Raw genomic sequence first — 16,026 nt, forward strand, 5'->3', positions numbered from 1 at the left:
GTGCTGGCCTCGGCCCCACCATAACGCCCGTCAACCGAGATGGTTTAGCCGCCATTGCCACCACCACCACCGACGGATTGGGCAAAGATACCGTGGCTTTCCGCGCCATCGGTCAAGATTGTGGCATCCGCTTCGTTGGCGACAGTCACCGTGCTACCTGCCCCGCCAGTGCCACCGGTGCCACCGATCAAAATAGCGTTAGTCGTCGACCCGTCCGAGGACCGGCCCAGGATGATATTGCGCACCTGTTGTGCATCACCTCCGCCACCGCCGACGGATTGCGCATAAATGCCGATGGATTTTTCACCCGTAGTTGCGATTACATTCCGGTTGGTGACCGAAACCGCCGCAGACACCGCTCCGGTGCCGCCATTTCCACCAATTGAAATGGTCGCTGTGTTGCCGATCTCTTTGCGCAGGTTGATGATACGATTTTCCACCAGACCGCCCATACCGCCACCGCCGCCGACGGATTGCGCATAGATACCATGCGCCATCGTTCCCGCCGTGGTGATCATGCCATCATTCACAACGGTCACTGTGTCCGAGGTCATGCCATCGCCGCCGGTGCCTCCGATGTTGATCGAGGCTGCCGTCCCCACGGTTGATGGGTTCACGATGGATTTGATCGTATCAAGATTTCCCTGACCCGCCTGCACCATGCCGCCAGTACCCCCTGCGCCGCCAATCGATTGCGCCAGCAGTCCGATCGAGCGCTCCCCTAGCGTTGCGATCCGTGCAGAACTGGTCACATCGACCTTGCCACCAACGCCTCCGGACCCTCCGGTGCCGCCTATGGAAAGTGATGCAGAAATGCCGCCACCGGCCGAGTTGCTGGCCTTGCCACCATTACCGCCGCCGCCGCCGACGGATTGAGCAAACACCGCATGCGCGTCGTCGCCCTGCGTGACTACGGTGCCCGCAACCACAGAGGTCACGTCACCCGCTGCGCCGCCCGTGCCGCCCGCCAGGCCGACCGACACGCTGGCCTTGTTGCCTTTGCTGTCGCCGGTTTTCGGCGTGCCAATGCTGACAGAGGTCGAGGACGAGTTGCCGCCGCCATTCCCGATGGACTGGGCAAAGAACCCGTAAGAGCGGTCGCCAGCAGTGCTGACAATACCGTCAGAGCTGGCAAAAACATCACCACCGCTGCCGCCAGTGCCGCCGGTTCGGCCGATCTGGATGTTGACGTTGCCGCCATCCACCGATGTCGAGGCCGAGTTGTAGCCCGCATTGCCGCCCCCGCCACCAACGGATTGCGCGAACAGCCCGTGGGAATCCGCGCCGAGTGTAGAGATATTGCCGGTATTACGTACATCGACTGTTCCGCCGATGCCGCCCTCACCCGTCCCGCCGCCTATAGCCAGGCCAAAACCTTTGTTGGTTTGGTCCGAGGCAAGTTCATATGCAAAAGCCAGGTTCAGAGCTGCATTACCACCGCCGCCGCCAATGGATTGGCCGAATACCCCGTGGCTGCTGTCCTGCTTGGTGAGGATATCGCCGTAGTGATCAATATCGACCGTACCACCATCTCCCGCGGTTCCGGCGTCACCACCAATAGCAACCACGGCCGACATGCCGGTTTTGTTCCCAGATGAATCTGCCGGATTAACCTTACCCTCAAGCTCATCCAAAACGGCGTTGTAATTGGCAATTACCGAGTCATCCACGCCTGTGTTGGTCGGCGTCTTTCGGTCGGTTGAATCACCGGTGCCACCGTTGCTTTGGTTGCCCGTTGTTTTGCTGATACCCACAACTGCGTTGACCCCAGCGTCGCCGCCGCCGCCACCTATGCTGGACGCTTCAATCCCGTGCGCGCCGACACCGTCCGTCGTGATGGTGCCTGCTGCCGCTAGCGCAGTCCCGCTCGCGACGGTCACATCACCAGCATCACCGCCACCGCCGCCAAATCCGCCAATACCCATTGCAATGGGAGAGCTGTCCTTGGTGCCGACGAACGTGGCATTAATCCCGCCAGTGCCGCCGCCACCGCCAATGCTTTGGGCAAAGATACCGCGCGCGTGATAGCCGTTTGTCGAGATATCGCCCGTTTGCGTGACAATCACGTTGCCTGAATCTGCGCCCGTACCGCCATGACCACCCAGACCACCAACGATGCTCAGATCGGTTTTGCCGTTAGAATTGTTGGAATCGCCATAGTTCAGCTGCCCGGTCACATTCAGCGCACCGTTGCCGCCGCCGCCCGCAATGGATTGAGCCAGAACACCGTGTTTCCAGTTACCCGCCACCGAAATGGTGCCCGCATGATCCACGGTTACATCGCCGGATACATTGCCGTCGCCACCAAAACCGCCGACCCCGAAGGTAACTGAGGGGATCTTGCCGTCTTTGCTTAGTGCAATACCGCCTGAAACGTTCAGGCCACCATTACCACCGCCACCGCCAATGGATTGCGCCAGCAGACCAGCCGATCCATCGGTATCCGGCTTGTCTTCGTTGAAAACACCCATGTCGATGAACAGCCGCTCCAACCCGTAGGTCGAGGCCAGTTCCTCGGTCTGATCAACGATCGTGTCGCCCAGGAAATCACGCAGTTTATCTTCAAAAGTTGTAGTGTCAGGGATCGAGATATCGTCCGGGTTCGTCGTGACCGTGATGTCGGCCTGTGACGTAACCGTAACGTCGCCTGCTTCACCTCCATTGCCCGCAAAACCACCAACGCCTACGATTAGCGAGCTGTCGGATACGATCCCGCCAGAAACGTTCATACCACCGTTGCCGCCACCGCCGCCGACTGACTGAGCCAGCAGACCGGACTGCCCGGTTCCGTGCGCCATGATTGTGCTGCCCGCGCCAATGTTGACATTGACGTCACCGGCATCACCACCACCGCCACCAAACCCGCCCACACCTACGACAACGGCATAGGATTTGCTGCTGTCCGTTTGACCTGCGCCAGGTTTGCCGCTGATCGCGATACCGCCGGACACATTAGTGCCGCCGTAACCACCGCCGCCGCCCAGCGATTGCGCGATAATGCCACTGGCGCCCTTGCTTTCATCGACAGCAAAAGTGCCGTCGGGCTGTTGCACCATTGGCACCGCTTGCAGGTTGCCAGTGTAGTCCAGATCGACATCGCTGGCGTCGCCACCCGATCCGCCAAAGCCGCCAACCCCAGCCGCGACCGAAAAGATCGTGTCCGATCCCGAGGGTTTGGTCAGCGCCAGTGAACCCGAAATGTTCACACCACCGGTGCCGCCACTGCCGCCAAGGCTCTGCGCGAACAGGCCATGCGACCCGTCGCCCGCGGTCACGACGTCGCTTTCAACATCCAGCGTCACCGCTCCGGCATCGCCACCTCCACCGCCAAAGCCGCCTAGGCCCAAAGCAACCGCCGCGCCGGACTTGCCCGTCAGGTTCACAGCACCCGAGACGTTCAGACCGCCATTGCCGCCTCCACCACCAACGGATTGGGCCATGACACCGATGCTGTCCGCACCCGCCGTGACCACTGAGGTCGTGCCGCTGCTGTCCGTGCTGGACCGCAAGGTACTGATCACGTCACCGGCATTGCCAGCCCCACCGCCAAAGCCACCCACGCCCAGACTGACCGAACCGCCGTTTTCCTGGCTGATGCCCAGCGAGGCCGATATGTTGGTGCCGCCATTGCCGCCGCCGCCACCCAGGCTTTGCGTCAGAACAGCCGTACTGCGGTCACCAGCAGTACCAACGCCGCCCGTAACGGTCGATTGAACCAGTGCACCAGCATCTGCGCCACCGCCGCCAAAACCGCCGACTCCGATGCCCACAGCCGCATTCGTCGTCCGCGACAGGGACAACGCGGCCGAGATGTTGGTGCCGCCGTTGCCGCCGCCGCCACCCAGGCTCTGCGTCAGGATGCCGACCGAGTCATCGCCGGTCGTGGTGACATTGCCAGTGACCTGCTGCGTGACGCTGTCCGCCGCACCACCGCTGCCGCCAAATCCACCAACGCCGATCCCGAGACCGCCCGAGAAATTGCTGGCAACGGAAATTGCACCAGAGATATTCGTGGCGCCATTGCCGCCGCCGCCGCCAAGGCTCTGCGCGACAATACCTGCCGAGCGCGTGCCCGAAGTGCTGACATTGCCCGCGAAAGTACTGTCGACCACACCACTGGTGCCGCCGCTGCCGCCAAAGCCTCCAACGCCGATACCTGCAGCACCCGAACCAGTACGCGCAATGCTCAGCGCACCCGAAATGTTCACGCCCCCATTGCCACCGCCACCACCGACGGATTGCACCAGAACGCCGGTTGCGTTTTCACCCGCCGTGATGATGTCGCCCGTAACCGATCCGGTGGCCGTACTTGCCTTGCCGCCGCTCCCGCCGGATCCGCCAATACCAACGCCAACCGCGCCGCCACCGGTGCCCGAGATATTCACGGCAGCCGAGACATTTAGCCCTCCGTTACCGCCGCCGCCCGCTGCGGATTGCACCATAACGCCGCCGGAATTGTCGCCTGCTGTGGAGACATTACCAACCACCGTAACATTCGCCGTATCCGCGTTGCCGCCATCGCCACCGCTGCCACCTAGGCCGACCGATGCACCGCCGCTGCCGGTGCCAGCAACCGTGACTGTTGCCGACACATTCATGCCGCCATTGCCACCGCCGCCGCCAAGGCTCTGCACGATGACGCCGCTGGATTCGTTTCCTTGAGTCGACACGTCTCCGGTCAGTGTCGCTTCGGCTGTACCACCGTTGCCGCCCGTTCCGGACGCACCACCGAGACCGACCGATGCACCGCCCGACCCTGTTCCTGCGGCTGCAATCGCAACCGAGACATTCAGGCCTCCATTGCCGCCACCACCGCCGACGGATTGCGTCAACAAGCCGGTCGACGTGTCGCCCAATGTCACCAAATTCCCTGTGACTTTTGCCGTGACTGCCGAAGCATCGCCGCCACCAGTACCGCGACCACCCAGCCCTACAGCTGCCGCGCCAGATCCGGTCCCCGCACCGCCCACGGAGGCCGAGACATTGAACCCGCCATTGCCGCCGCCACCACCGATAGATTGGACAACAACCGCGCTGGATTGCGCGCCTTCGGTTTGAACATCATTTGCAACGGTCAGGCCGACGATGCCACCAGTACCGCCGCTGCCACCTGACCCGCCTAGGCCAACGCTGATCGCACCCGAGCCGGTGCCAGCACCCGCCAAGGCTGGCGAGACATTAAAGCCGCCATTGCCGCCACCGCCGCCGACGGATTGCGCCAAAATTCCAACGGAAGCGTCGCCTTTGGTCACCACATTGGCCGTGGTGTTCGCCGTGACCTGGCTGCCGTCACCCCCGCCCGCACTCGAGCCACCCAGCCCGACAGAGACCGAGCCTGCGCCCGTACCAGCACCCGAAACTGTCGGAGAGACGTTGAACCCACCATTACCGCCACCGCCGCCAATGGACTGAGCTACGAAACCGCTTGAGGCAAACCCGTCGGTCAGAATGGTTCCGTTCGAGGTCAGAGTGACGTTGCCACCCTGCCCGCCTGTATCACCCGAACCGCCAAGGCCAACGCTGACCGCTCCGCTCGCCGTTCCTGCGCCCGACAGAACCGGAGCCACGTTGAAACCGCCATTGCCGCCACCACCTCCAATGGATTGCGCCACAACGCCCGAGGACTGGTCACCGCGTGTTTCCACCGCATTGTTAGACGTGGCGATAACGGTGCTGCCGTCTCCCCCGCCTGCGCCGTCACCACCCAGGCCAACGGATACTCCGCCGCCTGCAGTGCCCGATCCCTGAACCGCCGCGCTGACGTTAAAGCCACCGTTGCCACCACCGCCACCGATGGATTGCGCCAGAAAGGCCGTGGCTGAATCGCCCTGTGTGAGGATTGTTCCACCCGATGTCAGGGTGACCGCGCCACCGTCACCGCCACCATCGCCGGTACCGCCAAGCCCTACACTGACCGCGCCCGAGCCGACACCCGCGCCAGCACCGGTGCCAGAGACATTAAAGCCGCCATTACCACCACCGCCACCGATGGATTGCGCGACCACGCCGGATGACCGGTCACCAGCAGTCACAATGGAATTGGTAGTGGTCAGGTTGACTGTTCCCCCATCTGCGCCGCTGCCGCCGTCACCGCCAAGCCCAACACTGACAGCGCCGCTGCCAACACCCGCACCGGCCAGAGAGGCACTGACATTGAATCCGCCATTGCCGCCGCCGCCACCAACAGACTGCGCCAGAACGGCAGTCGAGTCTGCCCCGCCCGTGGTGACAGTGCCGGTGACAGTACCGGTGACCGATTTCCCGATCCCGCCGCCCGAGCCGCCGCCGCCAAGACCAACCGTGACGGCCCCGCCGCCCGCACCTGCTCCGGCGATCCCCGCCGTGACGTTGAACCCGCCATTACCGCCGCCACCGCCAATGGACTGGAACACTACGCCGCTTGAATTGTCAGACAAAGTGATGACGTTACCGGCAACCTCGCCTTCCACCACACCGCCATCGCCGCCGGTGGCGCCATTGCCACCCAGCCCGACGCCGATCGTTCCGGCCCCGGCACCCGCCGCGGCAACACCTGCGGTGACGTTAAAGCCGCCGTTACCTCCACCACCACCGATGGACTGGATCACCACACCCGTGGACCGCAAACCCTCGGTGCGAACGTCTCCGTTGACGCGGACACCTGTGACGGTTCCGCCAACGCCACCGCTGCCGCCATCACCGCCAAGGCCCACATCGATGGTCCCGGCCCCTGCGCCCCCCGCGGCCAGACCTGCCGCTACACTGAAGCCGCCATTACCACCACCGCCGCCGATGGATTGTACGACCACAGCGCCAGAATCATCTCCACGCGTCGTGACGTCTGCATCAACCTCGGCGGTTACAACTCCCCCTGCTCCACCGCCGCCGGATTTACCGCCAAGACCCACGCTGACAGACCCCGCTGCCGCACCGCCAAGATCGGCGCTGGCCCCGATGCTATAACCGCCATTGCCACCGCCGCCGCCAACCGATTGCGCGACAACGCCGCTTGAGAACGCGCCGCTGGTCTCAATCGACGTTCCGCCCGCAACCAGAGTCACATCGCCTCCGATCCCCGCGCCGCCACCGTCTCCACCAACGCCAACATTGATCCCAATCGCCGCAACACCACTGGCACTTACGCCAGCAGCGATGCTGCCGCCACCGTTGCCGCCGCCGCCACCAACTGATTGCGCAATGATCGCGCTGGAGTTTGTACCGGTCGTGGTCACATCCGCATTGGTGTAGACCTGCACGGTCCCTCCGTCGCCGGCGCTGCCCGCCTGTCCACCGATCCCAACCGAGACATTGCCGGAAAACAGCGCCGAAGCACCGCCGGTTGCAGCAACAGCCAGACCACCATTGCCACCGCCACCACCAACCGATTGGAACAGCATCCCTGTCGAGCGGTTCCCGGTGGTAACAACCGTGCCTTCAAAACCTGCGACTGTGGCAGCGCCGCTGCCATCGAACTGGCCGACGGTTACGTCGCCGCCTTTGCCACCCGTGCCACCGTCACCACCGACACCAACAGCCAGTGAGCCAGAAACCGGGCCGCCGGAAACTGCGACCGAAACGGCATAACCGCCGTTACCGCCGCCGCCGCCAACCGATTGCAGCATGACGCCAATGGAATCGTCCCCACCGGTTTGCACCGACGCTGAGCCGCTACCGCTGAGTGTTACGTCGCCACCGTCGCCGCCATTGCCTGCCGCTCCGCCGACCGAAACCGATGCCGCGCCAAAGGCCCCGACAGCAACGGATACAGCGCCGCCACCATTGCCGCCTCCGCCACCAACGGATTGGGCAAACACACCTGCCGAGCGGTCGCCCGACGTCTGGATCGCCGAAGGCTGACTGCTGTCGGTATTGGAGAGGGTGACGTCGACGTCACCACCTGTACCACCAGCACCGCCATCGCCACCGATGGCCACACCCACAAACGCACCAACAGACCCGGACGAACCCCCATTGCCGCCTCCACCGCCAATAGACTGGGCCAGGATGCCCATCGCGTCGTCGCCGGTTGTGGTGATGATGCCGTCGTTCACAATAGTCACGGTTGAACCGCTGCCACCGCCATTGCCGTTGCCGCCGACAGAGACCATGCCGCCGGAAGATCCGCCATCACCGCCGCCGCCGCCAATGGATTGAGCAATGATGCCACGGGCTCCGTCGCCTCCGGTCACAATGCTCCCATAATTTTTCACACTAACCGCAGACCCCGTGCCACCCCGGGACCCGGTGCCGCCGATGGCAACCAGACCATAGGAATTCGCACCCGTGCCACCGCTGCCGCCAATGGACTGTGCCATAACCCCGTCAGCACCCTCGCCAGAAGTCAGAATGGTGCCAGTACCTTGAACCGTGACGCTAACAGTATCCCCGCTACCGCCGTTTGAGCCGACACCACCCAGAGACAGTGCAACCAGCCCCCCTGCAGTACCCCCCGAACCGCCACCGCCGCCAATGGACTGGGCCACGATCCCGCGCGCAAAATCACCCCGCGTTTCGATTGCTCCACCGTGCGAGACCGAAACCGCACCGCCGTTGCCGCCGTTGTCCGCGCCACCGATCAACGAAACCAGCAAGTTGCCGCTTGTCCCCGCTGACCCGCCCGAACCTCCAATGGACTGGGCATAAATGCCGTTGGCGTAATCGCCTGTCGTCAGAATGCTACCGCTTGATGTTGTGTTGACGACAACCGTGCCGCCGCTGCCACCATAGCCGCCGTCCCCTGATGCGCCGACCAATCCCCATTGCGACCCACCATTACCGCCATTGTTCGACACGCTCAGCGCATAGATGCCATCGGCCGAGTCTCCGGTCGTTGAAATAGACCCGCTCTGGTTGACTGTTACATTGCCTCCGTCGGCCGAGTGCCCACCGGTGCCACCGCCCGGCGCGGCGAAACCGCTGCCGCCATTTCCGGCCTCACCACTACGGCTAAACGCAAAAATTCCGTCGTTATAGCTGCCTGATGTCTGGATTGTGCTGCTGGAGTTCTGCGTCGCGTTGACCGTACCGCCCTTGCCGCCATCGCCGCCGTCACGTCCATCCCAGAAACTCAGATACGAGTCACCGCCGTTACCCCCATCACCGCCGACGCTGCCAATCTCCCATCCAACATTGCTGGTCGCGTTGACATTGCTGGACAAAGACTGAGTCTGCGTTGGGCCATCATCACCATCACCACCCGAGCTTGGTGGTACAAACAGCGCTCCGTCGCGCCCGTTGCTGCCGTTGCTTCCGTAAACGACTTGGTTCACGCCGTTGGGTCCCGAGACATTCACGGGCGGAGTCACGGTGCCCGGCGTTCCCGAGCTGTTGAAGTTGCTATTGTATTGAGACAGCGTCAGCTGTGTTGATAGGCTGGACGTTCCCGTCGCCCCGGAATTACTGATTTGGGCCGTTGTTCCGCTAATTGAGACAATACTAAAAGCAAGTGGAGGATTGTCCGAATTATAGATTGTGTCGCCTGCACTTTTAACGAGAAAAACATACCCGTCAGCCGTTTCCACAAAGGCGGTTGTACCCGCTGTCGGCGTCGAGGCTGGATCTACAATCAGAGCGCTTACGGTGGTATCAAGACCGGTCACTGGGTTGGTGACGGTATCACCGACTTTTGAAGCAGCTGTTGGCGCGGCAAGCAAAGGACTTGAAATCAATACGCAAAATGAGACCATGCATAGTAAATTTGATTTCATCGTCACCCTCGAACCTCACAACCGACCCAGTCAGAACACATGGCAATCGGACGCAGCTCCGAAGAACAGCAACCTGTAATTCGACGTGACCCCATCACCATTTCAGGCAGAATACGCTCAAGCTAAAGGAGATAAATTTCCTAAAATTCACTCGTTAACAGTTTCGTTATTGTTATTGCTCAAATGCAACATTTCCAATGCGCCAATTGGCTGACACAGCAATTTTCAGGACAAAAATATATTTAGCAATCACCGAACTCTCATTACGAGATTCTTTACAGAAGTGAGTAGTGCGCCAACGCGTGATGCCGGGCCCCTTGGTACCGCAGCGTTGATTCGTATAGGGTCAAACCGATTACCTGCATTTCCGGCAACGCCGCTACAGGCCAAAGGTTCTGATCCGGCTGAACAACCTCATGTTGAGCAGATTTTAGACGGGCGATCGTGACATGCGGACAGAAACGCCGTCGAGGCAAAACGATCCCGGCCCGGCGAACTGCAGCCTGCACCTTGCGATGCAGAGTCAAAAGTGGAGCGCAGTCTTTTACCCCGACCGCCAAAACGCGCCCAAAGCGTTCGATCCCAGAAAAGGTGATGCAGAATGGGTCTGCAGAAAGCACTAATAGTTCATCGTGCAGGGCTTCCAAAACCTGATCGGGCTGATCATCCAAAAATGCCAGTGTCAGGTGCAGGTTCTCAGATAGCACCGGGCGTCCAACAGGCAAACTGCGCTGCAGAGGTTCAAGAGCCATCTTCACCTCTCGGTTGAGCGATATGGCAACAAAGGAGCGCAACTGATCCTCTTGCAGTTCATTAATAAGCATGCATCACGTTAACCGTCCAGGTCAGCGCTGTCGGTCCTGCTCTCTATACACATGACCGGTTCGAATTGACGACTGGCCACCTTGAACAAGATTATTCTCTGGCGATCCGCGCCGAGTAGAATTGGGCGATTGCCTGCGTTCTGTTCTTCACGCCCAGTTTTTCATAGATGTTCGACAGATGAAATTTGACGGTGTTGGTCGAAATCTGCAGCTCTTTCGACAAGTCTCGATTCGACATTCCCTGCGCCAGCGCCTCAAGAATGGCGCGTTCTTTGCGGGACAGACTTTGAATCGGGTCCTGTTGCATTTTCCGAACGTCGATAAACGGAAAAACCATCTTGCCTGCCGCCACATTGGCGCAAGTTTCCAGCAGGCCCTCGACCTCGCCGGACCGGGCGGCAAAGCCCGCGGCCCCGGCTTGCATCGCCAGTCGCGGTATATCGCCCGTCGCATCGCCATAGACCACAAGCCGCGGGGCGTTGGCCTGTTCGCGCAGTACCTCGATCAGTTTGGCCGCCCCAAGCACGGGTAAATTCCAGTCGATCACCCCGACCTGAACAGGAACCCGCATCACGGTTCCAAGAAACCCCTCGGCCGTGGCCGACGTCGCCACAAGAGAGAATCGCGAGTCGCGTTCGAAGATTTCGGACATGGCGGACAGGACCAGCGGATTGCTGTCCGCGAGCATGACATCAATTGGAACACCTGAGGCATCAACCATCTGTTTCTACCTTGTTTTTATCAAAAACTACCCTTCTAGGTGGGTCAAAATTCTGTATACTGCGGTATTTTTATATTTATGGGTGGGTATTTTCCCATACTTTTAGCCATCCTAAAGCAGTAGTAAGTTACGTTGCGTCGCAAGACAAGCCAGCGTTTTCTATTCGGCAATGCAACACAACGGGCCGCTTTGCCCGCTCAACAGCCGAGGGTGTCAGACGATGACTTTTCAGATTTTCCCACCGCTTGAGATCCCCGAGACTCTGGCCGCGGGTCCGGGGCCAGGCAATACCGATGCCCGCGTCCTGCGTGCCTTTGCTAGTGCGGGTGTCGCCGATCACATGCAGGGCGACGTCCTGCGCGGGATGGTCGAATGCAAGCACATGCTGCGCAAAATCTGGGGCACCGAGAACATCTATACCTTCGCGGTTGCCGGTACCGGTTGGAGCGCGCTGGACACCATGTTCTCGGCCGTCATGCCTGGCGACACAGTGGTTGCTTTCACCAATGGCACGTTTTCCGGCATTGACGCGCTGACCCTTCGGATCAAAGCGGCCACGCCTGTAGAACACGCCGCCGATCCGCTTGATCCAAAGGCGACCAGTGTCACTGTTATCGATGTTCCGCATGGCAAGCCTGTGACCGGCGAAATGGTCGAGGCCGCTTTGGCAGAGCACAAACCCAAATGGGCTTTCATGGCGCATTGGGAAACCGGGTCGGGTCGCATTAATGACCTGCGCGGCTTCTCGGATGCCTGCGAACGCCACGGAGCATTGGGGCTGATCGATGCCGTCTCATCCCTCGGCGTCGATGACTTTTCGATTGATGACTATCCGGGTGTCGCAGGCTGGGCCTCTTGTCCGCAGAAAGGCCTGTGCTGTCTGCCCCTGACCTATGCGCCAGTCAGCTTCACGGATGCTTATATCGAAACCCTGAAAACGACCGGGGCCTATACCTATGTGCACAACCCGATTTTCGAGGCGCGCCACTGGGGCATCGCCGACGGACAGGACGTCGAAAAGGGAACCTATCACCGGACCCATTCAGGATACGCCGTTGCCGCTTTCCATGAATCCCTACGCCTGACCCTGCAAGAAGGTCTGGCTAGACGGTCGATGTCGTATCGGACTCATGAAAAGGTCCTGCGGGATGCTGTGACCGAGATGGGATGCCAGGTCACCTCGGACATGCCCAGCCTTGTTGTGCTCAACCTGCCGCCCGAGCTGGCGGGGCGCGAAATGGAATTGGTGCAAAACTGCCGGGCGCAGGGCTTCGGCCTCTGGCCGACGCTCAGCGCGCCGGTGCAGGTACGCATCGGCATTCTCAACCAACTCAACCGAGATGCTATCAGCCAGATTGTTCGATTGTTCGCCCAGGCTCTGCGCGAGTTGGGCGCAGAAGTCGACCAGGACGCAATCGAAGCTTTGTTGGACAGCCGTTACGGCACTTCAATCGCTGCATAAACAGGAGCGGATCACATGGATATCCACGAATATCAGGCGAAGGAAATCCTTTCGAACTTTGGCGTCGACGTGCCATCAGGTGCACTTGCCTACAGCCCGGAACAAGCGGCCTATCGGGCCCGTGAGCTGGGCGGTGACAAGTGGATCGTCAAGGCGCAGGTCCACGCAGGCGGGCGTGGCAAGGCCGGAGGGGTCAAGCTGTGCAACACCGAAAACGAGATTTATCAGGCCTGCGATGACCTGTTCGGGCGCAAATTGGTAACTCATCAGACCGGCCCCGAAGGCAAAGGCATCTATCGCGTCTACGTCGAATCTGCCGTGCCGATTGATCGCGAGATTTACCTTGGTTTCGTGCTTGATCGCTCAAGCCAGCGGGTGATGATCGTTGCCTCGTCCGAAGGCGGAATGGAGATCGAGGATATATCGGCCGACCGCCCGGACAGTATCGTCCGGTCGATAGTTGAACCTGCGGTTGGTCTGCAGGAGTTCCAGGCACGCGAAATTGCGTTCCAGCTAGGCCTTGAGCCGAAACTGGTGCAGCAGATGGTGCGCACCCTGCAGGGTTGCTATGCCGCCTTCAGCGATCTGGACGCCACCATGGTTGAAATCAATCCGCTGGTTATCACTGGCGACGACCGGGTGTTGGCACTGGACGCAAAGATGAGCTTTGACGACAACGCTCTGTTCCGTCATCCGCAAATCGCTGAACTCCGGGACAAAAGCCAGGAAGATCCGCGTGAAAGCCGCGCAGCGGACCGTGGGCTATCTTACGTCGGTTTGGACGGAAATATCGGCTGTATCGTCAACGGCGCCGGGCTGGCCATGGCTACGATGGACACCATCAAATTGGCCGGGGGCGAGCCCGCAAACTTCCTCGACATCGGCGGCGGCGCATCGCCCGAACGTGTGGCCAAAGCGTTCCGGTTGGTTTTGTCGGACAACAACGTGCAGGCCATTCTGGTCAACATCTTTGCGGGCATAAACCGCTGCGACTGGGTGGCTGAAGGCGTTGTGCAGGCGTTGAAAGAACTGGATCTCGACCTTCCGGTTGTCGTGCGCCTTGCGGGCACGAACGTAGAGGAAGGCCAGAAAATACTGGCGAAATCGGGCCTTCCCATCATTCGCGCAACTACACTGATCGAAGCCGCCGAACGCGTGGTCGGCGCATGGAAAAACGACCTTACTCAAGGCACCAAGATGAGGGCTGTGTAATGAGCATTCTTCTCGATCGTGAAACGCGCGTCATCGTGCAAGGTATCACTGGGCGGATGGCCCGGTTCCATACCAAAGACATGCTGCGCTATGGGACCAATGTTGTAGGCGGCGTCGTGCCCGGTAAAGGCGGTGAAACCGTCGAGGGTGTGCCGGTGTTTGACACGGTCAAACAAGCCGTCGAGGCAACCGGCGCGGATGCGAGCCTTGTGTTTGTGCCGCCTCCCTTCGCTGCTGACTCAATCATGGAGGCCGCAGATGCCGGTATCCGCTATTGCGTCTGCATCACCGACGGCATTCCCGCGCAGGACATGATCCGGGTCAAACGATACATGTACCGCTACCCGAAAGAAAAGCGCATGGTTCTGACCGGACCGAACTGCGCGGGTACAATCTCGCCCGGCAAGGCTCTACTAGGGATCATGCCCGGCCATATCTATCTGCCTGGTCATGTGGGCATAATCGGGCGCTCGGGGACGTTGGGCTATGAAGCTGCGGCGCAATTGAAAGAGCGTGGGATCGGCGTGTCGACCAGCGTCGGTATCGGCGGTGATCCAATCAACGGGTCCTCGTTCAAGGATATCCTGCAACGGTTTGAAGAGGACGAAGATACCCACATCATCGCAATGATCGGTGAAATCGGCGGTCCGCAGGAAGCCGAAGCGGCGGAGTATATTCGCGACCACATCACCAAGCCGGTGGTTGCCTATGTTGCGGGCCTGACTGCTCCGAAAGGCCGCACTATGGGCCACGCCGGTGCGATCATTTCGGCCTTTGGCGAAAGCGCCAGCGAAAAGGTTGAAATCCTGTCCGCTGCCGGTGTGAACGTGGCCGAAAACCCTGCCGTGATTGGTGAGACAATCGCGCGTGTGATGGAGGCTGCATGATGGTCAAACCTTCGGTCTTAGTCACCCGTCGCTGGCCTGCCGCCGTCGAGGCGCAACTGGCCGAAAACTACAACGCCGTACTGAATACCGGGGACAAGCCAATGTCCCCGGCAGACATCCGACAGGCATTGAAAACCTATGATGCCGTCCTGCCCACAGTCACTGATACACTCAGCGCTGAGGCATTGGATGTGCCCGGCGCGCAAACCAAGATCCTTGCCAATTACGGGGTCGGCTACAGCCATATCTGCGAACCGTCAGCGCGTGAATTGGGTATGACGGTAACGAATACACCGGATGTCTTGTCCGAATGTACTGCCGATATTGCTATGACTCTGATGCTGATGGTGGCGCGCCGTGCCGGCGAGGGCGAGCGTGAGCTGCGCGCCGGGGGCTGGACCGGATGGCGGCCCACGCATCTGATTGGCACCAAGGTCAGCGGTAAAACGCTGGGTATCATCGGGTATGGGCGTATCGGACAGGAAATGGCACGCCGCGCCCATCACGGGTTCGGCATGGACATTCTTGTCTACAATCGAAGCCAAGTTTTGCCCGATGTTCTGGCCCAATGCAACGCAACGCAGGTCGACACAATCGACGAGTTGCTGCCACAGTGTGATTTCGTTTCGCTCCACTGCCCCGGTGGGGCCGCAAACCGTCATCTGATCAATTCACGTCGGCTGGACCTGATGAAGCCCAACGCGTTCCTGATCAACACCGCGCGGGGTGAAATCATTGATGAGCGTGCCCTGATTCAGGCGCTGATGTTTGAAATGATTGGTGGCGCAGCTTTGGATGTGTTCGACGGCGAGCCCCGCATCAGCCCGGATCTGCTGCAATGTGACAACCTCGTGATGCTTCCACATCTGGGCAGCGCAACGCGCGAGGCGCGCGAAGCGATGGGGTTCCGCGTGCTGGACAACCTAAGCGACTTTTTCCAAGGCCGTGAGCCCCGCGACCGGGTGATCTGACACCCTTTTCGCTATGAACAATGACTGCCGATGCGGCCACAGCCGCTGCTTCGGCCCTCGTCTACAGGAGATTTGCCCCGTGAATGCCCCGCATCGTACAGACGGTTTTTTCACCCAGTCCCTATCCGAGCGTGATCCTGAGCTTTTTGGCTCGATCACATCCGAGCTGGGTCGCCAGCGCGACGAGATCGAGCTGATCGCGTCCGAGAACATCGTTTCTGCCGCCGTGATGGAGGCGCAGGGCTCGGTGATGACCAACAAAT

7 protein-coding genes and 1 pseudogene are annotated in these 16,026 nt (G+C 60.5%); 5 read left to right on the top strand and 3 right to left on the bottom strand.

All coding sequences use genetic code 11. The annotated features are described in order from the left end of the window. Nucleotides 1–44: 44 nt before the first annotated feature. The 3 genes from ACR0DT_RS19295 to ACR0DT_RS19305 all read right to left on the bottom strand — a co-directional run bounded on the left by ACR0DT_RS19295 (nucleotide 45) and on the right by ACR0DT_RS19305 (nucleotide 11,231). On the bottom strand, nucleotides 45–9,248 hold the full coding sequence (locus ACR0DT_RS19295; protein ID WP_480712317.1) for a beta strand repeat-containing protein: 9,204 nt from the start codon (nucleotides 9,246–9,248) through the stop codon (nucleotides 45–47). A gap of 713 nt (nucleotides 9,249–9,961) precedes the next feature. Continuing rightward, nucleotides 9,962–10,510 carry an RNA 2',3'-cyclic phosphodiesterase gene (gene thpR, locus ACR0DT_RS19300; protein ID WP_480712318.1) on the bottom strand — a complete coding sequence of 183 codons (549 nt, stop codon included), beginning with the start codon at nucleotides 10,508–10,510 and terminating at the stop codon, nucleotides 9,962–9,964. A 91-nt stretch (nucleotides 10,511–10,601) separates the two neighbouring features. After that, complete coding sequence (locus ACR0DT_RS19305; RefSeq protein WP_480712319.1) at nucleotides 10,602–11,231, bottom strand: response regulator transcription factor; 630 nt, start codon at nucleotides 11,229–11,231, stop codon at nucleotides 10,602–10,604. 220 nt (nucleotides 11,232–11,451) lie between these two features. Between ACR0DT_RS19305 and ACR0DT_RS19310 the strand changes: the two genes are divergently transcribed. The 5 genes and pseudogenes from ACR0DT_RS19310 to glyA all read left to right on the top strand — a co-directional run. Further along, the gene (locus tag ACR0DT_RS19310; protein ID WP_480712320.1) at nucleotides 11,452–12,693 is read left to right on the top strand and encodes a pyridoxal-phosphate-dependent aminotransferase family protein; all 1,242 of its coding nucleotides are present in this window, start codon (nucleotides 11,452–11,454) and stop codon (nucleotides 12,691–12,693) included. Between the two features lie 15 nt (nucleotides 12,694–12,708). Beyond that, a complete protein-coding gene (locus tag ACR0DT_RS19315) occupies nucleotides 12,709–13,905 on the top strand; it encodes a malate--CoA ligase subunit beta (RefSeq protein ID WP_480712321.1) in 1,197 nt (398 codons plus the stop codon). Further along, nucleotides 13,905–14,792 (top strand): succinate--CoA ligase subunit alpha, encoded by an 888-nt coding sequence (gene sucD, locus ACR0DT_RS19320; RefSeq protein WP_480712322.1) that lies wholly within the window; start codon nucleotides 13,905–13,907, stop codon nucleotides 14,790–14,792. Before ACR0DT_RS19315 ends, sucD begins: the two co-directional genes overlap by 1 nt. Beyond that, nucleotides 14,792–15,763: a 2-hydroxyacid dehydrogenase gene (locus tag ACR0DT_RS19325; protein WP_480712325.1), complete on the top strand. Its 972-nt coding sequence runs from the start codon at nucleotides 14,792–14,794 to the stop codon at nucleotides 15,761–15,763. The genes sucD and ACR0DT_RS19325 overlap by 1 nt, the downstream gene beginning before the upstream one ends. Nucleotides 15,764–15,842: 79 nt before the next feature. Continuing rightward, nucleotides 15,843–16,026: pseudogene (gene glyA, locus ACR0DT_RS19330) on the top strand (serine hydroxymethyltransferase); the annotation flags it as partial.

This window comes from Ruegeria sp. BI11 (assembly GCF_056538005.1).

Excerpts from the sequence above, each read along its gene's own strand:
- ACR0DT_RS19325 (WP_480712325.1), top strand. The coding sequence starts at position 14,792 with ATGGTCAAACCTTCGGTCTTAGTCACCCGTCGCTGGCCTGCCGCCGTC.
- thpR (WP_480712318.1), bottom strand. The coding sequence starts at position 10,510 with ATGCTTATTAATGAACTGCAAGAGGATCAGTTGCGCTCCTTTGTTGCC.
- sucD (WP_480712322.1), top strand. The coding sequence starts at position 13,905 with ATGAGCATTCTTCTCGATCGTGAAACGCGCGTCATCGTGCAAGGTATC.
- ACR0DT_RS19305 (WP_480712319.1), bottom strand. The coding sequence starts at position 11,231 with ATGGTTGATGCCTCAGGTGTTCCAATTGATGTCATGCTCGCGGACAGC.
- ACR0DT_RS19310 (WP_480712320.1), top strand. The coding sequence starts at position 11,452 with ATGACTTTTCAGATTTTCCCACCGCTTGAGATCCCCGAGACTCTGGCC.
- ACR0DT_RS19315 (WP_480712321.1), top strand. The coding sequence starts at position 12,709 with ATGGATATCCACGAATATCAGGCGAAGGAAATCCTTTCGAACTTTGGC.